Raw genomic sequence first — 25,793 nt, 5'->3', positions numbered from 1 at the left:
GCATGACCTACTGTTAATGAAGTAATGCTAATAAAGTATTTCCAATGAAGTATTCCGGATGAAATATCTCGTATGAACTGGATGAGTTGGTTGAAACCAAATTCGTTAGTCGCAAGAACCTTATTGTTGACGCTGTTAGCCGTGGTGATAGCTCAAGGTATCGCAACGTCTATATGGTATAGCGAATCAAAACACAAAGAGCTGGAAGGGATTCGTTCTGCTTCGTCGAGCATGGCGAACATGTTTGCTTCAACGGTGACTTTTTTCCAATCTCTACCCGTTAAATATCGTCATATCGTGCTGGATCAAATACGGAATATGGGGGGAACGCGTTTCTTCGTTTCTTTCAATAAAGAGGCTTTGATTGTCGAACCGATCCCCGATACCCGCTTAAAAACCGCCTCGATTGAAGCGATAGAAAGTGTTTTGAGTAGCAAACTCAATAAAGTGGCGTCAGTGCGGGTGGATTTTTCTCGACCTGAACACCTTCGCTTGCTTAAAAACGACATCTACTTAAGCGATCTCCCGCGATCTTGGGCACATCATACTTTAACGTTAGAACCGCTGAATCCACCCATTCTGGTTGTACAAATCGAATTGACCAGTCACGAATGGGTATACATTGCGGCATTGTTGCCTGCTCCATATGTGAAACTCGACGATACGATTCTTGGCAGAGAGCAGGTGATCTTCTTAGTTTCTTCAACGCTTATTCTGCTGGTTCTAACTTACTTGATGATTCGTCGCCAAGTGCGTCCTCTGAAAAAGTTAGCAAGAGCAGCTAATGAGATGAGTATGGACATTCAGCAACCCCAACTGAAAGAAGAAGGGGCGACTGAACTGGTCACCGCAACCCGAGCCTTTAATCGCATGCAGCAACGGATTCGTCGCTATGTTGCCGACCGAGAGCACCTTTTTTCTGCGATCTCCCATGACTTAAAGACACCAATAACACGTCTAAGATTGCGTGCAGAGTTGTTGGAGAGTGAAGTAAAGAAAGACAAATTCAATAAAGATCTCGATGAGCTCGAGATGATGGTCAAAGGTGCTTTGCAAGCGGTAAGAGACACCGATCTACACGAGAATAATGCCATTATTGACCTCAATGAAATGGTGCTCTCTGTGATTGAATCTCATAACCAGTACCAAACAAAGGTAGAGTTTGAGCCGGTCGTCATTGAGCCATTGGTCGCGAAACCACTGGCGATTAAGCGTGTACTGACCAACTTAATCGACAACGCAGTTAAGTATGGTTCATCTGCCGTAGTGGAAGTTAGTGGTGATGAGCTTTGGGTGGTCGTGACTATTCAAGACCGTGGTAATGGCATTCCAGAAGACAAGCTAGAGATGGTCTTTGAACCTTACTTTAGGCTTGCAACCGACGACCAAGGACACGGACTTGGCCTCGGGATCTGCCGAAATATCCTGCACGGACACGGCGGAGATCTCATTATTCGCAACTCCTCTCAAGGCGGCTTAGAAGCCAAAGTCTATATCCCCACAGGCCTAGAAGTGTAATGTAACAATTGTGTTACATAGGGCTTACCTTTTGTTTCAATCTTATCAATCAGAATAAGTAGACTCTTTATTGAACCGGACGTCGAGTCCGCTAAAACATGGAAGATAATAATGAAAATCAATAAAACCCTACTTACTCTATCTCTTCTTGCTGCCTCAACATTTTCTCAAGCTGGTGAAGTGGAAGTGCTCCACTGGTGGACTGCCGGTGGCGAAGCGAAATCCGCAGCGGTACTGAAAGAGATGATTGAAGAACAAGGCCATACTTGGAAAGATTTTGCTGTTGCTGGTGGCGGCGGTGAAAGTGCGATGACTGTTTTGAAAACTCGAGCAGTATCGGGCAATCCTCCATCTGCCGCGCAGATCAAAGGTCATGATATTCAGGAGTGGGGTGGTTTAGGTTTTCTAACGTCTCTCGATGCGACTGCTAAACAAGAACAATGGGATGAGTTACTGCCAGAGGTGGTGACTAAAGTGATGAAGTGGGATGGCGAATATGTGGCGGTTCCTGTCAACGTGCACCGTGTTAACTGGCTTTGGGCTAACCCTGTTGTTTTAGAAAAATCAGGCGTGACGGTTCCAACTACGTTAGATGAGTTCTTTGTTGCTGCAGACAAGATTAAAGCGGCTGGCTTCATTCCACTGGCTCACGGTGGCCAACCTTGGCAAGACGCAACCGTATTCGAAGCGGTGGCTCTCGATGTACTAGGCAGTGAAGATTACAACAAAGCGTTCGTTGATCTTGATATGGACGTATTATCTGGCGACAAGATGGTGGAAGTGTTCACCAAGTTCAAAAAGATGCGTGACTACATTGACAGCAACTCTCCAGGTCGTGATTGGAACGTCGCAACTTCAATGGTTATCAATGGCGAAGCCGCGATGCAAATCATGGGTGATTGGGCGAAAGGTGAGTTTACTGCGGCAGGCAAAGTACCAGGTAAAGACTACATTTGTGCACCAGCACCGGGGACTGATGGTCAGTTCACTTTCAACATCGATAGCTTTGCGTTCTTTGAGTTAAGTGACAAAGAAAACCAAAAAGCGCAGCAAGATCTAGCGAAAACCATTCTTACCAAAGATTTCCAAGAAGTCTTCAACCTTAACAAAGGTTCTATCCCTGTACGTCTAGATATGGACATGTCTAAATTCGACCAATGTGCGTTGGATTCAATGGCAACCTTCAAAGCGAGTGCTGAATCTGGCGATCTTGTTCCGAGTATGGCTCACGGCCTAGCGACGACAAGTTATGCTCAAGGCGCGATTTACGACGTGGTAACCAACTTCTTCAACGAGAAAGATGCCGATCCAAAAGAAGCGGCGGCTAAGTTAGCGAAAGCTGTGAAAGCGGCTATCTAATCTAACTTGATAAGCGACACACAACGCACGTGAGTGACGGGTTGTGTTGCTTTACCAAACCCCCAGGGTGGGTAGGCTCGTAGGGAGCCTATCTACTCTTCACTCCCAATTCTGATATGCGTGATGCTGATGTGGTGCCGAAAGGTAAGCCATTGGCTCGATTGTGCAACAAGGATAAGTTATGGAGCATGTTTTGACTGAGTCGACTCCAAAACCCACAAGGAGCCAGCCTGCACCGAAACCGAGTTTTGCTGACAGGTTGCAACATTGGTTACCTAAAATTGTACTGGCGCCGACCGCGTTAGTAACCGTGGTCTGTATCTACGGCTACATTTTTTGGACGGCAGCGTTGTCGTTCACCAACTCTCGATTTCTGCCGAGCTTTAACTTCGTTGGTTTAACCCAATATGAAAAGCTGATGGACAACGATCGCTGGATCACCTCAATCACTAACCTCGGTGTGTTTGGCTTTCTGTTCATGGCGATTGCTATCTTGCTTGGTGTTGGTTTGGCGGTATTGCTTGACCAGAATATCCGCCAAGAAGGGGCGATTCGAACTATCTATCTGTACCCAATGGCGTTGTCATTCATCGTGACAGGCACCGCGTGGAAATGGATTCTTAATCCGGGTCTTGGCATTGAAAAGTTGATGCAAGATTGGGGATTCACTGACTTCAAATTTGATTGGTTAGTTAACTCTGAAATGTCGGTCTATACCTTGGTTATCGCGGCACTTTGGCAGTCTTCAGGCTTTGTGATGGCGATGTTCTTAGCGGGTCTTCGCGGCATCGATTCTTCAATCATCAAAGCGGCACAAATTGATGGGGCAAGCTTACCTACTATCTATCTCAAAATCATTCTGCCTTGCTTACGCCCAGTGGTTTTCAGCGCGGTGATCATCACGTCACACATTGCGATTAAGAGCTTCGATCTTGTGACCGCAATGACAGCGGGTGGCCCGGGCTATTCATCGGATCTTCCTGCGCTATTCATGTATGCCCACTCCTTTACTCGTGGACAAATCGGCCTTGGTGCCGCCAGTGCCATGATGATGCTTGCCGGTATCTTAGCGATTCTCGTGCCTTATCTTTACTCTGAACTTAGGGAGAAAAAGTCATGATGAATAACATCAATTTTGCACGAATCTTTATCTATTCAGCACTGCTTTTCTTCTGTTTAGTGTATCTAATGCCATTGTTCGTGATGGTGCTGACCTCATTCAAAACTCTGCCTGATATCAAGGCGGGTAACTTGATGAGCTTGCCGAAAGAGTGGGTGTTCGATGCTTGGTATAAAGCGTGGGACACCGCTTGTACGGGCGTGAAATGTGAAGGCATCAAAGGCTACTTCTGGAACTCGTTCCAAATGGTGATTCCTGCGGTTGCGATTTCAACATTGCTCGGTGCATTCAATGGCTATGTCGTGACGAAATGGCAATTCAGAGGTTCAAACCTGTTCTTTAGTTTGTTGTTATTTGGCTGCTTCATTCCATTCCAAGTAGTGCTACTACCAATGGCAACTATGCTCGGCAAGATGGGGCTAGCGAACACAACCATCGGCTTGGTGATTGTGCACGTTATCTACGGTATGGCATTTACCACGCTGTTTTTCCGTAACTTCTATATCTCGATTCCTGATGAATTGATCAAGGCGGCAAAGCTTGATGGTGCTGGCTTCTTTACGATTTTCTTCAAGATCTTATTACCGCTCTCGACACCAATCATTATGGTGACGGTGATCTGGCAGTTCACCGCGATTTGGAATGACTTCTTGTTTGGAGTGGTCTATTCCGGCTCAGATACTCAGCCGATCACCGTGGCATTAAACAACCTAGTCAACACCAGCACTGGCGTTAAAGAATATAACGTCGACATGGCTGCCGCGATCATCGCCGCACTGCCAACGCTGTTGGTGTATGTCTTCGCAGGAAAATATTTTGTTCGTGGCCTAACGGCAGGATCAGTAAAAGGATAATTACCCATGGCAACATTAGATTTAAAACAGATCCGTAAAACCTATCGCAACGCGGACAACGAAACGTTAAAGGGCATCGACATCAGTATCGATTCGGGGGAATTTTTGATACTTGTCGGCCCTTCGGGGTGTGGGAAATCCACCTTGATGAACACCATCGCTGGGCTAGAGAATATTAGCTCAGGTGAGATTGTAATTGATGGCATAGACGTGGCGCAGGTTGAACCTAAAGATCGCGATATCGCGATGGTATTCCAGTCGTACGCGCTTTATCCAAACATGACGGTACGCGGCAATATCGCTTTCGGTTTGAAGATCCGCAAGATGCCGCAACAAGAAATTGATGCTGAGGTCAATCGAGTGGCAGAAATGCTGCAAATCGAACAGTTGCTTGATCGTAAACCGTCGCAACTTTCTGGTGGCCAGCGTCAACGTGTCGCGATGGGACGCGCTCTAGCTCGTCGTCCTAAGCTGTATCTATTTGATGAGCCGCTTTCAAACTTGGATGCCAAGTTGCGTGTTGAGATGCGCCATCAGATTAAACGTCTGCACCAGAAGCTGAATACCACGATTGTTTATGTAACCCATGATCAAATCGAAGCGATGACTCTGGCGGATCGCATCGCAGTAATGAAAGACGGTGAACTGCAGCAGTTAGGCACACCGCAAGAGATTTATACCAAGCCAAACAATATGTTCGTGGCGGGTTTTATGGGCTCACCATCAATGAACTTCATTAAAACCATGGTGGACTTGGATGATGAACAGAATCCGATCATCAAAGTAACTGGCACGGCTGAGCAAGAACACCACATTCGCTTGCCACAGAGTATGCGCGACCAAGATGGCAAAGAGTTGGTTATAGGGCTACGTCCTGAGCATATTACTGAGCAGCAGGGTGATGATGTGTCGGCAACCACAAAGCTAGATCTGCAATTGGAAGTGTTGGAGCCAACAGGGCCAGATACCATCGCAATGGTTAAAGTGAACGACCAAGAAGTCGCGTGTCGTTTATCGCCAGAATTTGAAGTTTCCGTTGGGCAAATGGCACCACTGCATTTTGACCTATCCAAAGCGGTATTCTTCGATGCTCAAACCGAAGCGAGAATCGATTTCTAACTTCTAGTTGCTGAGTTAGTTTAACAATCAAAGTTCATGTCTAAATCAAAGGCAGTATCACCAACTAGTCATAAGTAATGTGATGCTGTCTTTTTCGTTGTCTATACTTGCTTTTTATCCCTTATAAAAACAGAGGGATAAACGATATATATGCTTCTACTGCAATAATATCTTGATTTAGTATCCCTTAGCTCTATAAAGCTGACGTAGAAACGCGTAGGATCACACTACTTTAGACCAAAAACTAGGTTGCACCTTGGTGCATAAACAGAAGAATACATGAAACTAACAGCAAAACCAGCGGCGAATAACGCTTTACTTATTTCTATTACGACACCGGATTTTAAAGGTGACGAAGCAAAAGAGTCTCTTGCCGAACTTGCTCGCTTAGTGACAACCCTAGGGTTTAAAGTCGTCGGAACACAATCGCAACACCACAGTTCATCTCAAAGACAGAATGTGCTGGGTGCCGGTAAGCTTGCTGAAATTGCACACCTAACTGGTTATCAAGGCTCTATTGAAGAAGCAGAAGATGAAGACTTTATTGATGAGTCGTTTGATTTTAATGTTGAAATCGATGAGCTAGATTTTGATGATCTTCCAACGGGCAACTTCCAATACGGTGCCGCTGATGTTGTGGTATTTGACTGTGATTTAAGCCCATCTCAAATGCGTACTGTTGAGGCGAGTTTGGGTGTGGAAGTATTTGACCGTACTGGCATCATCATCGAAATCTTTAGCCGTCACGCTCGTACTCGTACTGCTCGTCTGCAAGTTGATATCGCTCGTCTAAACTACTTAGTGCCACGACTTCGTGAAACGGCTGAGGGTGATAAAGAGCGTCAAATGGGTCAGGGCGCAGGTGAAACTTCACTAGAGCTAGACCGTCGTAACGTACGTGACCAAATTGCTGCGCTTAAGCGTGAGCTAGTAAGCGTGCAAGATGAAATGAAGACCCGACGCACAAGGCGCGCGGAGCTTTTCACTGTTGCTTTAGTTGGCTACACCAATGCCGGTAAGTCTTCGATGATGCGTGCAATGACCGCAACCGAAGTGGTGGGTGAAGATAAACTGTTCGCGACGCTAGACACTACGGTTCGTGCACTTCAGCCGATTACTCAGCCTCGTATCTTGGTTTCAGACACCGTTGGTTTCATCAAGAAACTGCCACACGATCTGGTTGCTTCATTCCACTCAACGCTAGCAGAAGCGCATGATGCTTCACTGCTTTTGTATGTAGTTGATGCTTCTGACGTTTCGTTCCGCGCACAACTTGATGTGGTACACGACGTATTAGCACAAGTGGGCGTTGAGGGTAGCGAAAAACTATTAGTGCTGAATAAGTGCGATAGATTGACTGAAGAACAGCAATTAGAGCTGATCGAAGAATTCCCAGATGCGATGCTAACGTCGACTCGTGATCCGCTAGATATTACGAAGCTGCACAAGTACATCGTTGGTGTTGCTGAAGAAGGCATGATCGAAGAAGAGATCACTATCCCTTATTCTGGACAAGGCATCATCGGTGAGATTCGCTCAAACATGAGTGTGGTTAAAGAAGAGTACGACTACGAACACATCAAATTAACGGTTCGTTCAAGCGCCATTGATTTAGCGCGACTGAAAAAGCGTATGCAGAAGTCTTAATCTTTTAGCTAGCTTAAGAAAAATGACCAAAAGAAAAGCGACCCGTTAAGGTCGCTTTTTTTATTCGTTGAGCTTAATTAACGCTGTATTGAAATGCCTATGCCATTCTTTGCGTCGGCTTCCAACGTGCTAGTTCTGGGTCAAGCTTGATACCTTGCGAAGTCAGCAAGTTAACACGTGCTAAGTAAGCCGCACCGTGCATCAGGTGCTTAGCAAGGTCGACCGCATTACGCTGTTGGTAATCATCTAGGTAGCTGTCTTTCGCCCAAGCGTTGAATGCGCCAAGTGCCGGGCCAGCCCATACTTGATAGTCCATCTCACGACCTTGTTCACCTGTGTTTGACCAACGGCTCGAAAGACCCAAGTACCAACGGAAGATCAACGCCATTTTACGTTTCGGGTTGCCTTCTGCACGTTCGATTTGTTTAGGGTCACGCTCGTTAAAGTGCGCCACAGTCCCCGCCCAAATATCATCCAGTGTTGAACGGAATACTTGCTTCTCAAGTTTCAGGCGCTCTTCTACTGGAATCGCTTCAATTGAGTCGTAGCGAGTGTAAAGTTCATACAACTTGTTCGCACGCATTGGGAATAAAGTGCCGCGCTTAACCACTTGCAGTTTCACGCCCATTTCGAACATGTCTGCCGCTGGAGCCATCGTTACGTCAGCCATTTCGGTTGTCGAAAGCAGCTTACGTGTGTGTTCGCTCGCGCCAGCCTCAACACACGCTTGGTTGATTGAACCAGTAACAATGTAAGCAGCGCCCATGTTAAACGTCGCTAGAGCCGCGTCAGGCGTACCTACGCCACCACCACAACCGACACGTAGCGGTGTTTTGAATTGATATTGAGCTTGGATCTCTTCTTTCAACGCTAGAATGGTAGGAAGCAGAGTAACAAGTGGTCGGTTATCTGTGTGCCCGCCAGAATCGGCTTCAGCAGTAATATCGTCAGCCATAGGAACCAGCTGTGCCAGTTCCATTTGCTCTGCTGTGATACGGCCTTCATCAACCAAAGCTTGCAGCATTTTCACAGGAGCAGGTTGCATGAACTTACTTGCGACTTCAGTACGGCTTACCTTAGCAATAACTTTGTTGCCAATCTGAATCTCACCTTGTGCATCGCGGCTAAGGCCCGCGGCACGGTAGTGAACGATCTGCGGTGTTAGACCTAAGAAGGCAGAAGCCTCAACCGTTTTCACTTTGTGCTTCAAAAACAGCTCAACACTGCCACGTTCTAGCGCGGGTTCGCTTGGGCTGTGAATCAGGTTAAACGCGTAAGGACCGTTTGGTAATGCAGCCTGAATGCGGTTGATCGCTTGCTCAACGCGAGACGGGATTAAGCCCGCCGCGCCAAATGAACAAAGAATGCCAGCTTGACCAAGCGCAATCACCAACTCTTCAGATGAAATGCCGTTTGCCATTGCGCCAGCATAGTAAGCGTATTTCACGCCGTGGCAGCGACGAAAATCTTCGTCGCCTAGGCTTTGTGTACCAAGAGCTGGAGCAAATGCGCTAACAGGTTGGTTGTTCGCCGAACTTGCTGAATCGCCCGATGTAATTTCCGCTTGTTGGCTTACGCCTAAGCCTTTTTCTGGGTGGTTCACAACGTAACAAGCAAGGCTTAAATCTTTCAAGATTGTCGACATTGCTGCGTTATCGAAACGCGTTGTGTTCTCTTCGATCTGCCAAGGCCACGGAGATAGCTTTTCGTTATTGATAGTGGTTTGAGTTGTCATAATTATTTCTTTCCTAGTCCCGTGTCAGGCTTAAGCTTTATCGATAGCCGGGGCTTCTTCGATACAAATCGCGATGTCTTTCACTTCGTAAATACGCAGACCATCTTTGCTTAGGTTTGCGTCACCAACGATGATGCGTTTACCGTCTTCATCTTTAATCGCAGTGATGTGTACATCCAGAGACATCTGTTTGTTCAGAGGGTTAATCTGACCACGATATTTCCATTTCACTTCCGATTGGATTTGACCAAATTTCGGATTGCGGAAACCAGCGCCAAGATCTTTGTTTAGCGCATAGGTTTGCATTAACTCGATGATCGCTTCGACACCTAGAGAGCCTGGCATTACCGGATCTTGATGGAAGTGGAACTGGAAGAACCAATCGCTTGGGTCAATCGTACGCTCAGCGTATAGGTAACCTAGGCCATCTTTACCACCATCGCTGGTGATCTGTACCGTATCGATAAAGTTCAAACGACCGCCAGCCAGTTGGTAGTGCTCTTGCACTTCACCAGTAGCAGAAACGGGTGCATTGAAGTAACGCGTCGTTTTGTCTAGTAGGTTGATGTTTACATCCGGCGTGCGGTTGTTATCAACGTGCCAAGGGTGAGTCACTTTACCGTTGTCCAAACCAAGCTGATCTTTCAGTGCTGCGCCCTTGAAGTAACCAAATACCGCTGTACCTTGGTAGAAAGGCACGCCGTCAGTACTCAGTTCGAAGCTGAAGCTCTGTACGATGTTGGTGCCCATCATTACGGTTGAAAGCAGACGAGAATCGTTGGTGATCGTTTTGCCACGCAAGTCGACGTTACGCAGCATTTTGCCGCTACCATCTAGGTTACGGAAAAACAGTTCTTCACCTGGGAAGCCCAGTGTTGTTCCCATGTAGCCTGAGATGAAGCCGTTTGGCTGCAGTGAAATCTCCATCAATACCGAGTAAGGCATTAGAGTCTGGTGGCTGTTTTCATCAAAGTACCATGCGTTTTCTGGCACTTCGTATTCTGCGATACACGATGAAGGCTTCTTGAAGTTGCCACGCTTACCGTCGATCTCTACAACACGAGTGGTTAGCTGTAGGTCGCCACACGGAGTACGTGGTGGAATCATCCCACGGTAGATTGAGAAATCAGGACCGAAACATTTCTCGATATCGCCAGTCGCGAATTCGAACATATGGTATGGCGTGAACGGGACCGTATCGGGTGTGCGGTTTGGGTAATCAGGAGTCACCGGAGCTTCAACGTGTTGAAGAGGAACCACACCTTTATTTGGCGCAGTTGCTAGGTCTTCAATTTGCGCCATCAGTGGCGCATTTGCTGAAGCTTGTTGGTTCACTGCTGGTGTATGGCCCAAGCTTTTATGGTCCAAGCTTTCGATAACAGGGGTTGCGACAGCTGTTTCTAGAGAAGGTAGGTAACGAGTACATTCGTCGTCTTCTTTGATCATCACACCCAAGTTTTGGAAATCAACAATCACTTTGCCATTCAGCAAAATATCGATGTTGGCTTTCGCGTATGGACGAGGGCTTAGACCAATCTCGGTCACTTCCATGCGGTAAGTCAGTTCTGCCGATTGTGGTAGAACTTGACCACGACAGCGTACTTGTTGAGGCGCATTCTCAAGCGGTTGGAAACGACCATTTTGAACAAGCGTATGCATGCCAAGGTGCATCATGAAGAATTGAAGCAGTTGACCACAACCTTCTGCCATCAAAGAACCAGCCATTACCGAGTCATCTTTGAAGTGACAAGGGAAGTACCAGTGCTCAGGCTCTAGCTGCTTATGACCTTCAATCAGACCAAGTCCCCATGTGCCGCCTTGCGGTTCAACACGGCTAACCTTTTCGATCATCATGAACTTCTCTGAGCTGAAGCACAAAGAAGGCTGGTGGCTATTGGATTGGTGAGTTGGACCAAAACACTCTGCAATGTTAGCAGTCAGTAGATGACGTAATTCTTGGTGGTTAAACTGCGTTTTAGGGCAGTGCAGCATAGGGTCGAAGCGTTGCTTAGTTGCAAGCTTACGAGCCTTAATTTCATCTTCAGTGTGAATCACACCTTTGCCGTCGGCTAGCTCTTCATCAGTGAAGAAGCCTGCACAACCGTTGTCCATTTTCAGGATCATCTTGTCGCCAACGAAACATTCGTACGAGAAGAAGAACAGTAATGTGTCGCCATTGCGAGCAAAGTTGTTGATTGAGATATCGTAACGCAGTGTATCGCCACCACGAGGCAAGTCGCCAAGGAAGGTCAGCGTACAATCAAGCAGGCGATAAACACGCTCACCTTTGTTTTCAAAATCGATACCTAAGTAGCTGATCAGCATTAGGTCACACTGACCAGATTCAACTGCAACAGCCCAAGGGATCTGACCATCAACAAGATACGGAGCATCAACTGGGATGTCGTATTCTGTAGTCATGGTGCTTGGCTTGTACTCGTTGACGGTCGCGTTGAGCTTGGTTACACGAGATACCAGTAGGTAGTCGGTGGTTGGCAAACGAACGCGGCGCGAGTAGCTATCAATGATCGCGTAATCAGGGCCAAATACGTTCGCAATATCGCCTTCCGCGTATTCAACCAGATCATCGTAATCCCAAATGCAAGGCTTACGGATAGGTTTTACTGGTGCTGGTGTCGCAAGTACGTTGACTGGTGTTGACTGAACCTGAGCCGGTTGAGCTTGAACAGACTGAGCTGATGTTTGTTGGCCAGTCGTTTGTTGACTATTTGTTTGTTGGCTGGTCGTTTGTTGAATCAGGGCATTGCTATCTAAACCAGATGTCACTGCGTTTAGCTGTGCTTTTAATAACGCATCAGCCATTTGCATGCCTTGGGCACGAGTGTGCAGGAATGCTTTGTGTACTTGCTGCGCTGCTTGCTGGTTTTGAGCAAAAGCTTGGTTGTGTGGTGTTACAGACGGCTGTAATGCTGCATCCGTATTAGCGTCGATTTGAGACGTGCCATTTTTAGCGGATAGGACATGAGTCATATTGCTGTGGTTACCTGTTAGCTGACTGTGGCGAGTTGGCGCCAGAGTAGGGGATACTGATGTAGGAGTTTCGATGACTGGCTCTACCGCGTTCTGCGCTAATGCTTTCTTCTCTAACTCTTTTTGCGCAAGGGCAGTTTGAATGCTTGCTGTCGTTGGAACTGACGCCACTCTTGCCGCTTGTTTACCAGAAGCTTTATGTTGAATCGTTGCCAAGTTGGTCACTGGAGTTTGGGCAATATGTTGATAAATATCGCGACCACCAAGAGTCACTTGTTTAACCAATTGACGCTTAGCATCACTTGCCAGTTCATTGCTTAAACGAACAGAAAGTGATTGAGATTCAACACGCGATTGGCTTAGTAGCAGCTGTGAACATTGTCCTTCGCTTATGTTGGCAACAATCGCGCTCTTAGAGCTGATATTTGGATTCAGAGACTCAAGGTTCAGGTTGAGCAGACCGTGTAGCAGGCTTGCCATGCCAGAAGCAGCAGAGCAATGACCAACACGTTGACTCGCTTGAGTCGTCCTTGTGCTCGCTAAACTTAGAGACGAAGACTGATATGACGAAGACTCTGGTGCATGGTTAAGCTCAAGCAGAGAAACATCGTTCGAGCTCATACCGACTTGAGTCAGTAACTCATCAGCAACGGCGTTGTTATTCTCGCTTGAACCAAAGGCCAATGCGTTGATGCTGCCGTAAGCCGTATCTTGGTTGCTCGCTACTCGACTCTCTTCAACAAGAACAATCGCACCTGCGCCTTCGCCCACATTCCAACTGCAGTCTTGCGGTTGTCCGAATTTTGGAGCAAGTGACACTGGGCTGACGCTGTTCTTCAGAATCACATGTTCTGCACTGCCGCTAAGGTCAACGGCTGCAACCACGACTCCGTCCATGGATTCTTGCGACATCAGGTTTTGCGCGACATCGATACAACGTGCAACTGATTGTTCAGCGGCTGAAATCGTAAAGGCAGGGCCGTTAAAGTCCCACAATGAAGAGATACGCGAAGCCATGATGTTGCCGATGAAACTGGTGTATTGGTTCAGCTTGGCTGCGTCCATCACACTGTCCATCGCAATGGTTTCTAGCGATTGGTATTCGTCTTGTGTTAGCTCAATACCCATGTTGGCAAAGCTGTCCGCCAGTTGGCTATGCAGGTTTACGCGTCCACGGAATTGGTGCATCTCAAGCTCAGTTTCCATCGCAACTAAAACTGCAACCTTTTGGCCAGCCACAAGCTTGGCATCTTTGATCGCTTCGTCTGCAACTTTCATCAGTAGCAACTGCTGAGAGATCAAACGGTCATCTTCATTCGGCGGCACTTTAAAGCGTAGGAAATCGAGATCGAATTGATCGATGTACGCTCCGTTTGGAATGCCGTGTAAACCAAACTGATTCAGTAGTTCTGGATGTTGGTCTAAGCCTTTCCAGCGTTTCTTAGGCAAAGCAATGAAAGCATCGTTGTTGGTTTCAATTGCAGTGCTCAGCGCGTTGATACTTTGCAGAGAACCGAAGTGAGACGCTAGGCCAGTAATGCTTAAATTAGACGGTTGTAGGCTTGGAGATGCCGACTCTAAAGTCTGGGTTACATGACTCGTGTCTGAATACGCTTCAAGCAGTAAGTGAGCGTTACAACCACCGAAACCAAATACAGAAACACCCGCGCAGCGCTCTGAGTTACCCGCTTTACTTGGCCAAGGTTGAACCTGCGTTGGCAGAGTCTGTGGGCCAAATAAACCTTCAGGCGACGATAGGGGCTTGTCCAAATTAATACTTGGAGGAAGCACGCCTTCTTTCATCGCAAAGATCATCTTCATGATCCCCGGCATACCCGCCGCAGTCAGTAAGTGGCCGAGGTTTGACTTCGCAGAGCCAATCGATGGCGGGTTAGAACCATTCAATTTGTCAGCAAAGAAACGCTCCATTGAGGTTAACTCAACCTTGTCACCTAATGGTGTGCCAGTTGCGTGACACTCAATCACTTCAATGCTGTCTGGTGTTAGGTTTGAAGCCTCGTAAGCGCGTTCAAAGGCTTGGACTTGTCCTTTGCTGTTTGGGCTTAATACGAACTGGCCACGGCCATCGTTCGACAAGCCAATACCGCTGACAACTGCATAGATATTGTCGCCATCACGTTCTGCATCAGCTAAGCGTTTTAGGACTAAAACACCGGCACCTTCGCCAGCAAACAGACCTTTACTGTTGCTATCAAACGGAACCGAAACACCGTGGTCAGGGTAAGCGTGGAAGATCGAAAAACCCATGTTGATAAAGAATGGGTCAGCACCTGATACCGCGCCTGCCAACATCATGTCGGCCTTGCCCGTGTTCAAGTAATCACACGCTAACTTCAATGAATACACTGAGCTTGCGCATGCCGCATCTAGGCTAAGTTGCACGTTGCCTAAACCTAGCGCATCAGCCACTAACTTAGAGGCGTTGTGTGCTGCAGCGCCATTGATAGGGTTGAGATCTTGCGCGGTTTCATTGGTTGGTAGCAGTGAAAATTGGTCATTAGCCAATTTATCTTTAAGTGCTTTCTCGACCACTGAGTGATACATCGGCAGAAACAAGTCGTTTGAGCGTGTCGTTGGGAACGAAAGGGCACCCATGATCACGCCTGTGCGCTCTAAAACATCGGCATTCAGATCAATACCTGCGTCGGTTAAAGCCTTACGACTGGTATCCAAAGCCCATAGGAAGCTTTGATCTACGCCGTTGAACGATTCTGCTGTTAAGCGGTAGCCATTGCTATCGAAATTGAAGTTTTCGATGTAGCCGCCTTTGTCACAGTAAAAGCGGTCTGATTCGCCTTGCACGCCCTGATAGCTTTCAGGTTTAGCTCCTAACTTTTCAGCGCTTAATGTGGTTCGAGAATCTTTTTTATTCAGCAAGTTTTGCCAAAAATCTTTTGGCGTATCCGCTTCTGGGTATTGGTTAGCAATACCGACAATCGCGATCTTATTGCACTTCACTTGCTGTTTGTTCTGAGCTTGAGCTTGATATTGAGATGGCTTCGATTGAGAACTCATACTAGCTCTCCTTGATGATTCACTGCGCTGCCTTGAAACACACCACTTAATTGCTTAGCGGTGGTGATCTGTTGTTCTAGCCCTTGAATAAGTGGCTCGACAGACAGTGGAATTTGTTGAGTAATGAGCTGACCAATGCATTTGATGAGCGTGACAACATCGTCACCGCCTTTGGCATTGGAAGCGATTGTGCAGTATTGGTCGGCTACGTTGTCGCTACGATTGATCTTGTCGATCAATGTGCTGGTTTGACGATCGGCACCTACTTCGACAAACAGACGCGCACCTTGTTGACGTGCACTTTGGATCAACGCGGTGAAATCTAACGTTGAACAGAAGGTGTCGGCAATCGAAAGGGCGATGCTGTCGCTGTCTATATTGATTGGTGCGCCAGTCGGTAGACCTGCTGCGCTGATAAAGCGGATATGCTTTGGCAATTCGTCGAACAGTGGTTGCGTGTAAAACTCACGCACTTGGCTATGTTGGCTCAATGCTGGTGTAGTGTGCATTGCGGTAACACGGTTAGCGGCAATGCCACGTTTACCCAGTTTCTTGAGCAATGCACGACAGGTGCTTTCACAACCTGCCAGTACGCAAGTGTCACCTTGGATGATAGCGAGATAAGCGCGTGGGAATTCTGGTAACAGAGCCTCAATCGCTTGTGCATCACTTCGAACCACAAAGCTATTCCATTGGATGCTTTCGTCGCCGTTCAGCTGCCAATCTTGACGTACTGCGGTGAGTTCGCCAGAAATAGCCGTCGTGAAAATAGGGCTAGTTTGAGTCATCTCAATCAGCGCATGTGGGTTTTTCCAAACATTCAAGCTCGCCCACATGGAAGCTTCACCCTTGGAGTAACCCAAGGCGAAGTCTGGCTGCACTTTGAATTCATCACACAGTAGTTGTGTTAACAGATAACTACTGCCCACACCTGCAATTGCCAGCTCACTGAGCGACATTTCTTGCGCGTCGTCAGCGTAGGTTTTTTCAGCCTGTAGCATCTCTTTCAAGTTACCTTCGCGTTCTAAGCGAGCAAATAACTGTGGGAAATGGTGGTGAAATTCGCGCAACATACCGGGATAAACCGTGCCAACACCAGGGTAAACAAATGCAACGCCACCTTTGCTTTGAGGCTTCGGTGAGAAACAACTGCCCGCTGGCGTTTTGTATTGGCTATTGTCAGCAATTACTTTTGGCAACGCATTTTCTAGCGCTGTGATCTCTTGTATTGCAGCATCAATTGAAGCGGCTTGAATCACTATGTTCGCCCCACGGCCAGCATTGTGCTGAACGCTTTGGAAGTGACTTAGGTTTGAATGCATCAGGGTGGCGATAGCAAGTTCGCTGTCTGCCGCTTCGTTAACGCATTGAAGCTCCACTCTTAACGAGGTTAACTGAGAAACCAATTCAGTTTGCTCGCAGCCAGAAACCACAAACATCAAACGTTCGCTGGATAGCAATGGTTTTGGTTCGTGCAAACCGGTCGCTTGAGTCAATATCAGGCTGGTGGATTTCTGGTTTTCTTCGCTGAAGGTTAACGCAGCAACACGTGCTTTGTTCGGCTCAGTGAACCAGTAATGGCTCGGCAATGAACGGCTCGATATTGCCTCAATCATATTCAACAACTCATTAAACTGCTGCGAAGCAGATAGGGTTGAGTATTGTTGTTGATGGCTTAAATCTGAAGCGGGGCGGCGTGACATATCCAGAGCAAGCTGAACGCTATCTCCATTATCTAGATCGAGAGCTTCAACAAAGCCCGCCAAATTCGCGTGTGGGTGAATCTTATTCTGAGCAGCATTCAGCGCACTTAACATCAACAATGATGGTGAGTGAGAATCCAAACAGAGTTTAACAGCAGTGCCTTGATTTACAGTCTCAATAGCACGGCTAAGTGCTTGATTAAAATTGCCATCAACCACAACAGTAACCATCTCTGGAAGCGAAGGTGATAAGTCGGCAGAAAGCTCAACCGCGTTTGCTGGCTGAGCTAAAAGAGCGATGCGCAATGGCATCGCTTTATTAGTAGGAACAGTCACTATGACAATTGCTCCTTTTCTGGGTTCTTAGTCGCCTCTTTCTTCGACACTGCTGAGCTAGATTTTGGTAAAAATGCGTCATTTAAGCTCTTGCTGATGGTGACTTTGGCACCTTTCATTACCGCGCTTAAACGACCATCTTGGTGGTAAAGCGAGATATCAGCTTGCAGCGAACGAGCCGTGCTTTTTATCACGCTCAGCTCTAGCCAACCTTGGTCGCCATTGTGCATCGGTGCGTAACAAACAAACTCACCGATTGCAGACGGTAGGCTTGCCGCGCCGTATTTCAATCGAGCCCATACCAGCATGGCTTGCAGTAAATAATCTTCCGCGAATGGCTGGCTATCACCAAAACCTTGCTTCGGAATAAATGATCCGCAGTCGCTGTTTTCAATCTGAGGTAGTTGGCACTGAGCCAATAAGCCTAAGTCGTCAAAGCGTTCCACTGAAGTAATACCTTGCAATCTTGGTCCATGAAACAGAGTGCCGTCACTGTATAGAGCTTGTGCCGTTGTTACAGGTGCTGAAGTGTTGGCCTCAAAGCGTTCTACTGACGCTTGTTGAACATCTTCAGATACTTGCACAGAGGCAACTTGCAACTGAGCTTGATACTGTGGTCGCCCTTGGCAACTGATCACCGCTTTTAGCTGATCTTTTGATTTAGCATCAGAAGACGGCTTTTTAGTGTCTGCAGACAAGACAAGCGTTAGCTCTAGCACTTCATCAGTATCAAAAATCACACCCTTAAGCAGTTTGTAGTTGTGAACGCTAACGTTCACCCCTAACAGTTGCTCTGCGACTTCACGCATCCATTGGATGGCACACACTGTCGGTAACACTGGGTTACCTGCAATGCAGTGATCTTGAATGAAAGGTAATGCCTTCGGATCAAGATGACGTGTCACAGTGATGCTTGTATTCAGCGGACTCTTTGCAAGATGCACAGACTCCGCATTAAGCTTTTTTACAGCAGCTTCCTTGTTGTCAGAACCTTGCATGCTCGTGCCAACCAGCAATTGAATGCCAGTTTCGTTCAGTAGTTGAGAACTAAACAGCTCTGCACCTGCCTGAAGAGGAATTACGTACACGCCGCGCTCTGTGAACATACGTTTCAGTGCTGCGTTGACCATGCCACCGTCCCATGGTCCCCAGTTGAAGCTCATCACTTTCGCTTGAGGGTTACGCGCAGACAGTTGTAGAGCCGCTTTGTTTAGGATCTCGTTAGACATCGAGTAATCACTTTGGCCAGTGTTTCCGTAGAAACCCGCCGCCGAAGAGAACATCGCAATCAGTTTTAGCTTGCTGCTATCAAGACCACCAAGAACCGCTTCTAGCCCGCCCACTTTCGTGCCGTAAACCATGTTCAGTTCATCAAGTGTTTTATCTTGAATGTGCTTGTCAGCCAGTACGCCTGCACCGTGGATCAGACCTGTGATGCCTTCGAAATTCGCCAGCGTTTTCGCTACTGACTCATGGTTCGATACATCTAGACTTAGGTATTCAGCGCTCGCGCCAATCTCGTTGAAAGCGGCAAGTGCTGCGTTGATTTCAAGGCTGCTCAATACAGGTTTTAGCAAGGTATCAACTTTCTTTGGCGTTGGTTTGTCACCTGTTGCTTGTAGGTGAGCAATAGCCGCTGGTTTTAGCTCTTTCTCTTGCTTGCCTTGTGCCCACTGAGGTAGCTCATCTGAAGTAATATGCTTACTACGACCTGCAAGAATGAAGTGAGACTTACATTGCTTAGCAAGCGTCAGTGCACATTCAAACGTCACGCCTTTAGCGCCACCAGTTACGAGAACTTTGTCGCTCTTGGTGAGTTGAGCGCCTTTGTTCTTCGTTTGTGTAGCTCCTGGTGTTGCCGCAATCAATGTTGCACGACCAGATTCCCCGTTTTCTGCATGGCTAAGGCCGATTTCAACCGTGTTGGTATCGATATCGAACAGTTCACCTGTGATAGCTTCAGCTAGGTGACGAGCATCAATAGAAGCGTCAGCATCCAATGCGCGGCAGAACACGTTTGACCATTCATGGCTCAGTGTCTTAGTTAGACCAGACAACGCGGCTTGGTTGAGTTCTGCATTCGCTAGTTGCTTAGTATCTAGGTAACCAAAGCCACCATCGATACGGCTTAGTGTGAAGAACACACTACGACCAGAAACGGCATTCAGTTGGCCATTTAGGTGCTTCGCGAATAAGAACGCTGTGGTTAGTGAAGCTCTGGAGTCTGCATTCAAGTTAACCGCTTGCTCGTTGCTTTGTTTCGCATCAACGATAGCTTGTAAATGAATGAAGCCAGCAATCACTTTGTTTGACGTTTTAAGGTCTGCTTCGATGTCGTTAATAACTGCAGTCACACCAGCATCATCGACGCTGTTGAGTGTGTAGCTTGCGATTTCACTGTTTAAAGGTGACGCGGCAGAAAGGGCACTACGCACTACGGCAACTTGAATGCCGTTAGCGGTCAACTTTTCTGCTAGAACACCAGCGTTGTGACCATCATCTGTGATCACGACGCAAGCGTCTTTTGAGAAACAATCGACGAGTTTATCTGCCGCTGGTAGCTTTTTTAGCGCTACCTCATTGTGTGGAGGAAGTTCCGCTGTCGCTGTTTCTGCGATAGGCGTTACTGATTCAGCTTTTGGAGTCGCTACGGGTGCAGCAGCGGATAGCTTGCTTTGCATGTAAGTAACGATTTCACCAAGCGTACGACACTCAGCTAAGTCTTCAGGGTTTAGTTCTGGCAGCGTTGGTAGCTGGTCTTGAACTGTACCTAAAATCTCAACACGTTTGATTGAGTCGATACCAAGGTCTGCTTCCATGTCCATCGCTAGGTCGAGCATTTCTGCTGGGTAACCTGTTTTGTCAGCAACCACTTCCATCATTGTTGATTGAACATGAGCAGGGTTTAGGTCATTGCTCGCACTTTCTACAGCGGCTGTAGCTGCTTCTGGAGCAGGTGCTGCGTTAGGAACTTCATTAGCACCTAGCTTGCTGTTCATGTAAGCAACGATTTCGCCTAGTGTACGACACTCAGCTAGATCTTCAGGGTTTAGCTCTGGCAATGTTGGTAGCTGGTCTTGAACCGTACCAAGGATCTCAACACGTTTGATTGAGTCGATGCCAAGGTCTGCTTCCATGTCCATTGCTAGGTCTAGCATTTCTGTTGGGTAGCCCGTTTTATCCGCTACTACGCTCAGCATTGTGCCTTGAACTTGTTCTGCGTTTAAACCGTTTGATACTGCTTGCGCTGGTGCAGATGCTTGAGCCGCTACTGGAGCAGAAGCTGGAAGCTTGCTGTTCATGTAGTCAACAATTTCACCTAGAGTGCGACACTCAGCGAGGTCTTCAGGGTTTAGCTCTGGAAGAGTCGGTAGCTCGTCTTGAACCGTACCTAGAATTTCAACACGCTTGATTGAGTCGATACCAAGGTCAGCTTCCATATCCATTGCTAGATCTAGCATTTCAGTCGGGTAGCCCGTCTTCTCTGCGACTACTTCTAACATGGTTTTCTGAACGACAGCCGCATCTAAACCGCTAGCTGCTTGAACTGAAGTTGCTGCAGTTTGAGCGACTACAGGTGCCAAAGCCGGAAGCTTGCTGTTCATGTAGTCAACGATTTCGCCAAGAGTGCGACACTCAGCTAAGTCTTCAGGGTTTAGCTCCGGAAGAGTAGGCAGTTCATCTTGAACCGTACCAAGAATCTCAACACGCTTGATTGAGTCGATACCAAGGTCTGCTTCCATATCCATTTCTAGATCAAGCATTTCAGTTGGGTAACCTGTCTTCTCAGCAACCACTTCTAGCATGGTTTGTTGAACGACTTTCGCATCAAGACCGTTAGCTGCTTGAACAGCAGCAGTTGCGCTTGGCTGTGCTGCCACAGGCGCTGATGCTGGCATCTTGCTGTTCATGCTTTTACTGTTCATGTACTCGACGATTTCACCAAGAGTACGACACTCAGCTAAATCTTCAGGGTTCAGCTCAGGTAGGTTTGGCATTTCGTCTTGAACGGTACCAAGGATCTCTACGCGCTTGATTGAGTCGATACCAAGGTCTGCTTCCATGTCCATTTCTAGATCAAGCATCTCCGTTGGGTAACCCGTTTTCTCGGCAACGACTTCTAGCATCACTTTTTCAGCGTCGGCTGTTTGTACTGCTACTGGTGCAGCCACAGGAGCTGGTTGCGCTTTAACTGGCACAGGTTGAGCTGCAACAGACGCTGCCGCTTGAGCCGCTACTTGTGGTGCAGGAGCTGCTTTCTGTACTGGTGTAACTTGAACAGACTGAGCTTGAACTGGCGCAGCTTGTACAGGAGCCGACTGTACTTGAGCTACAGGCTGTTGGACGGTAGCTGCTGGAGTAGTTTGAGTAGCTGGAGCTTGAATCGCTGGCTGAGCATTTACAGAAGCAACGAAGGTTGGTTGTGCCGTTTGTACTGAACCTTGCGTCAGCATATTAAGTGCTGAGTTGTTGCTGTGTGCTTGCATCTCTAGGTAATGAGCGTGAGCTTTTAGCGTTTCAGCTTGGTGCTGGTGGAACATTTCCATAGAACGTTGCAGGTTCTCAGGAATTGCTACGCCTGCTGTTGCCATTTTCGCTTGCTCAGACATTAGGGTATTGAATGTGTCACCGTATTGCTGAGGAATCGCCAAGAATTGCTGATGTACTTCTGCTGCTTGTTGTTGAGCATTGAAGAACGATTGCAGTGAAGACTCATCAACCGTTACTTGAGCTGCTGGCTGGATAGTCGCTGGTGCAGGTTGCGCCACTTGTGGCTGCTGAGCTGCTGTTACTACTTGTGCACTTGGTGCTGGAGCAGTTGACTGTTGTACATTTGAAGCTTGAGGAGCAGCCACAGGTACTTCAACGATTTCTGTTTTAATCACTTCTTTTTCCACGATTTTCTCGACTTCAACTTTCACTTCAACAATCTCAGTCTTTTCGGTGACGTTGCCCGAAGCTAATGATTGATCCATTTTCTTACGAGTAGCTGGGCTGATGTAGTTGGTTGCATTCAGCTTGATGTTCATTGGTGATGCCTTTGCAGGTTCAGCAATGTCAGCTTGGTAAGGGTCAATGTTGTCTAATGAAACACCTGCCACACACAGTTGAACCGCAGCTAAACGAAGCTGTTGGTCACTGTCGCCTTTAGGGCTTGGGTTGATGCTGATTGCGTAAAGCTCTTCGTTCTTATCAGCCAATGTTTTTTCAACCAGCTTTTGAAGAATGTTTTTCGGACCGAACTCAACGAATACGCGCGCGCCTGCTTCGTACATCGCTTCAATTTGTTCGCTGAAACGAACCGATTGCAGCATGTGCTGTTTGAATGCTTTCTTAATCGCTTTCGCGTCTTTGCTGTGCAGCTTGCCTGTTGCGTTTGAGTAAAGCGGCAGCGTTGGAGCGCTGAATGAAGCTTTATCAATTGCCGCAGCAAATGGCTTTTGAGCGTGAGCAACAAGTGGTGTGTGGAAAGCACCAGATACTGGCAGAGCAATCGCTTTGAAGCCTTGTTCTGTTAGCGCCTGTGCTGCTTGTTGAACGGTTGCTGTTGGACCTGCAATAACCAATTGAGTCGGAGCGTTGTAGTTGGCAATGCTCACACCTTCGAATTGGCTGATGCAGCTTTCAACGGCTGGAAGCTTGTCTGCGTCTAGGATGACCGCAAACATAGTACCGCTGTCGCCTTGTTCTGGTATCGCCGCCATCGCATCGCCACGAGCGAAAGCTAGCTGGTAGTAATCGTCTTGCGAGATAACACCCGATGCACATAGTGCGCTTAGCTCACCAAAGCTGTGGCCTGCGACCATGTCGGCTTTGAAGCCAGCTTGAGTCATGATGTCGAACTGACCCATAGACACAGTACCAATCGCACTTTGCGCATTGGCCGTGTTGGTTAGCACCGCTTCTTGAGCTTTGGTTGCTTCTGGTGTGAAGGTTGGAATTGGGAACAGAATTTGCGACAGAGCCGTTTTCTTGTGTTGACCAAATACCTGATCCGCTTGAGCAAGCTGTTGACGCATCTCAGGGTAATGACAAGCAAGCTCGCGACCCATGTTTAGGTATTGCGAACCTTGACCTGCAAATAATGCAGCCACTTTACCAGCACCGTTTTCAGCAATCAGTGCTGATTCACGGTAGCTAGTACCGTTTGGCATCTGCCAATGTGTTTTGGTTTGGCTCTCAAGCATAGAAACCGCTTGAGTCAGTTGCGCTTGAAGGTCTGCTTGGTCAGTGACAACTAAACCAATACGAGCATGCTTAGCATCAACTTCGCGTAGAGCGTGTTGTTCAGCAAGCGCTTCCAGTTTGAACGCAGCGTCTGCAGCTTGAGTTGAAACCTGCTTGAGCTCATTGATCAGTGCTTGACGAGATTCTGCGCTGAATAACAGCGTTTGCGGCACTTGGCGCTGACGGTATTTGTCACCGCGAGCGTGCTCTGGTGTGTACTCTTCCAATACAACGTGGAAGTTAGTGCCACCAAAACCGAATGAGCTGATACCTGCACGGCGTGGTGTGCCGTCGACACGTTTCATCCAAGGACGCGTTTGTGTGTTTAGGTAGAACGGAGAGTTCTCGATATCCAGTTTAGGATTCGGAGCCGATACGTTGATCGTTGGCGGCAGTACTTTGTGGTGCAGTGCTAATGCAGCTTTGATTAAACCTGCAGTACCCGCGGTTGATTTGGTGTGACCAATTTGAGATTTCACAGAGCCTAACGCAATGTGTTGCTTCTCTTCATTGTTCTCACTGAATACCGAGTTTAAGCCTCCAAATTCAGCAACATCACCCGCTGCTGTACCTGTACCGTGCGCTTCTAATAGGCCAAGCGTGTGCGGTGCGAAACCAGCATCGTCGTAAGCACGTTTCAGTGCTTTTGCTTGTCCTTCAGGGCGAGGTGCGTAAATACTCTTGAATTTACCATCCGAAGAAGAACCGACACCTTTAATCACTGAGTAGATTCTGTCGCCATCGCGTTCTGCATCTTCTAAGCGCTTCAGAGCAACCATACCGATGCCTTCACCAATCATCATGCCTTTTGAGTCGATGTCGAAAGGTTGAATGGTTTCATTGGTGGTAAATGCAGGTGTTTTAGAGAAACTCATGTACATGGTTGGCGAGTTATCAGTACACACACCACCTGTGATCATCATTTCGCTGCGGCCTTCAACCAGCTCGCTCAGTGCCATGCGCATTGCGGCTAGAGAACCTGCACACGCAGCATCTACCACACAGTTGATGCCACCAAGGTCAAAGCGGTTAGCAATACGACCTGAAATTACGTTACCTAATGAACCAGGGAATGAGTTCTCTTCCCAGTGGATGTATTGGTCTTGGAACTTTTTGATCAGCATTTCGCTGTCTTCGTCGTTGATGCCACTGCTCTTGAAGACTTTTTTCAAAACAGGGTATTGCAGGCGAGCATTTAGGCTTTGAGCGATCTTCTGACCACCACCAACACCGAGCGTGATACCGATCTTATCGCGATCGTAGCCTTCAGGCAGCTTGGCATCTTCAAGTACTTCTTTTGCAACGATCAGAGAAAGCAGCTGCGACGTATCAGTCAGTTCTAGGATATTTGGCGGAAGACCGAACTCCATAGGGTTGAAGTCCACTTCTGGGATGAAACCACCGCGCTTACAGTAAGACTTGTCTGGCGTAGTACGATCTGAGTCGTAGTAATCTTCTGGACGCCAGTGCGTATCTGGTACTTCAGTAATCGCATCGATTTTTTCGCTGATAAGGTCCCAAAATTTATTCAGGTAGCGAGAGTTTGCAAACATGCTCGCCATACCAACGATAGCGACAGGCATATCTTTAAGGCGTTTATTCAGTCGAGTATCGTCGACTGATTCCGGTGTATTTGTCTCGGGTTGGCTCATTATGAGTCTCCACTAGAAATCACAGAAAGTGATGTCGTGTTTTGAGGCTGCGCTTTTAAAATTAAAGAAAGAAAATCTGAAACAGATTTAGGGAAGCGCAGCTGAAAATTCAGGTTGCTGAGTGGCGGCAACCAGATAGAAATTAGGCTTTCGAAGTGCGTTGACTTACGAGAGTAGGGGAGGTGTTTCATGCGCGACGGTGGCATTCAAATGTTGAGGCGATGTCCATTAAAATCCTGTTCAAAGTCTGACTAATTGAAAAGTCGGTATCCGCAAAGAAAACGCGTGAATTTGTTTAATGGTTGAGCAGGCTACCCGAGGTGACTTATTGATACAATGCTCCGAGAGGCCACTATGATCTGTTCAGACCAGATGAATTTGGCATGGTTTTGATTTTTGCATTTTCAATTTCATTAACTTGTTGATAATTAATGGTTATGAGTTGTTATTTAGTGTTTTTACTCTATATTTTGATTTGGTGAGATCTATGTCATG

Annotated in this window: 10 protein-coding genes; 6 read left to right on the top strand and 4 right to left on the bottom strand. The window is 47.4% G+C overall.

Annotated elements, in window-relative coordinates; all coding sequences use genetic code 11:
* The first annotated feature begins 72 nt into the window (after nt 1-72).
* The 6 genes from L3V36_RS12250 (at nt 73) to hflX (ending at nt 7,617) form a co-directional block, all read left to right on the top strand.
* On the top strand, nt 73-1,518 hold the full coding sequence (locus L3V36_RS12250; RefSeq protein ID WP_017076787.1) for an ATP-binding protein: 1,446 nt from the start codon (nt 73-75) through the stop codon (nt 1,516-1,518).
* A gap of 111 nt (nt 1,519-1,629) precedes the next feature.
* Nucleotides 1,630-2,877: an ABC transporter substrate-binding protein gene (locus L3V36_RS12245; protein WP_048664276.1), complete on the top strand. Its 1,248-nt coding sequence runs from the start codon at nt 1,630-1,632 to the stop codon at nt 2,875-2,877.
* 181 nt (nt 2,878-3,058) lie between these two features.
* Complete coding sequence (locus tag L3V36_RS12240) at nt 3,059-3,997, top strand: sugar ABC transporter permease (protein WP_010439457.1); 939 nt, start codon at nt 3,059-3,061, stop codon at nt 3,995-3,997.
* Complete coding sequence (locus tag L3V36_RS12235; protein ID WP_102481567.1) at nt 3,994-4,851, top strand: carbohydrate ABC transporter permease; 858 nt, start codon at nt 3,994-3,996, stop codon at nt 4,849-4,851. The genes L3V36_RS12240 and L3V36_RS12235 overlap by 4 nt, the downstream gene beginning before the upstream one ends.
* Nucleotides 4,852-4,857: 6 nt before the next feature.
* The gene (gene ugpC / locus L3V36_RS12230; RefSeq protein ID WP_208775067.1) at nt 4,858-5,970 is read left to right on the top strand and encodes a sn-glycerol-3-phosphate ABC transporter ATP-binding protein UgpC; all 1,113 of its coding nucleotides are present in this window, start codon (nt 4,858-4,860) and stop codon (nt 5,968-5,970) included.
* 279 nt (nt 5,971-6,249) lie between these two features.
* Nucleotides 6,250-7,617, top strand: coding sequence for a GTPase HflX (gene hflX / locus L3V36_RS12225; RefSeq protein ID WP_017076784.1), 1,368 nt, complete (start codon nt 6,250-6,252; stop codon nt 7,615-7,617).
* Between the two features lie 97 nt (nt 7,618-7,714).
* Here the strand turns inward: hflX and pfaD are convergent, their stop codons facing one another.
* Genes pfaD through L3V36_RS12205 form a run of 4 tightly spaced genes read right to left on the bottom strand, consistent with a single transcriptional unit; the run spans nt 7,715 to nt 25,298 of the window.
* A complete protein-coding gene (gene pfaD / locus L3V36_RS12220; protein ID WP_102452854.1) occupies nt 7,715-9,352 on the bottom strand; it encodes an eicosapentaenoate synthase subunit PfaD in 1,638 nt (545 codons plus the stop codon).
* Between the two features lie 30 nt (nt 9,353-9,382).
* On the bottom strand, nt 9,383-15,379 hold the full coding sequence (locus L3V36_RS12215; RefSeq protein ID WP_208775065.1) for a beta-ketoacyl synthase N-terminal-like domain-containing protein: 5,997 nt from the start codon (nt 15,377-15,379) through the stop codon (nt 9,383-9,385).
* A complete protein-coding gene (locus tag L3V36_RS12210) occupies nt 15,376-17,418 on the bottom strand; it encodes a PfaB family protein (protein ID WP_102452856.1) in 2,043 nt (680 codons plus the stop codon). The genes L3V36_RS12215 and L3V36_RS12210 overlap by 4 nt, the downstream gene beginning before the upstream one ends.
* Complete coding sequence (locus L3V36_RS12205; protein ID WP_208775064.1) at nt 17,418-25,298, bottom strand: type I polyketide synthase; 7,881 nt, start codon at nt 25,296-25,298, stop codon at nt 17,418-17,420. The genes L3V36_RS12210 and L3V36_RS12205 overlap by 1 nt, the downstream gene beginning before the upstream one ends.
* Between the last annotated feature and the right edge of the window lie 495 nt (nt 25,299-25,793).

The sequence above is a fragment of the Vibrio sp. G-C-1 genome (assembly GCF_021728015.1).
Taxonomy (GTDB): domain Bacteria; phylum Pseudomonadota; class Gammaproteobacteria; order Enterobacterales; family Vibrionaceae; genus Vibrio; species Vibrio splendidus.
Note: the sequence above shows the minus strand (reverse complement) of the source record. Positions and strands in the feature narration are given on the sequence as shown.

Excerpts from the sequence above, each read along its gene's own strand:
- L3V36_RS12250 (WP_017076787.1), top strand. The coding sequence starts at position 73 with ATGAACTGGATGAGTTGGTTGAAACCAAATTCGTTAGTCGCAAGAACC.
- L3V36_RS12245 (WP_048664276.1), top strand. The coding sequence starts at position 1,630 with ATGAAAATCAATAAAACCCTACTTACTCTATCTCTTCTTGCTGCCTCA.
- L3V36_RS12240 (WP_010439457.1), top strand. The coding sequence starts at position 3,059 with ATGGAGCATGTTTTGACTGAGTCGACTCCAAAACCCACAAGGAGCCAG.
- L3V36_RS12235 (WP_102481567.1), top strand. The coding sequence starts at position 3,994 with ATGATGAATAACATCAATTTTGCACGAATCTTTATCTATTCAGCACTG.
- ugpC (WP_208775067.1), top strand. The coding sequence starts at position 4,858 with ATGGCAACATTAGATTTAAAACAGATCCGTAAAACCTATCGCAACGCG.
- hflX (WP_017076784.1), top strand. The coding sequence starts at position 6,250 with ATGAAACTAACAGCAAAACCAGCGGCGAATAACGCTTTACTTATTTCT.
- pfaD (WP_102452854.1), bottom strand. The coding sequence starts at position 9,352 with ATGACAACTCAAACCACTATCAATAACGAAAAGCTATCTCCGTGGCCT.
- L3V36_RS12215 (WP_208775065.1), bottom strand. The coding sequence starts at position 15,379 with ATGAGTTCTCAATCGAAGCCATCTCAATATCAAGCTCAAGCTCAGAAC.
- L3V36_RS12205 (WP_208775064.1), bottom strand. The coding sequence starts at position 25,298 with ATGAGCCAACCCGAGACAAATACACCGGAATCAGTCGACGATACTCGA.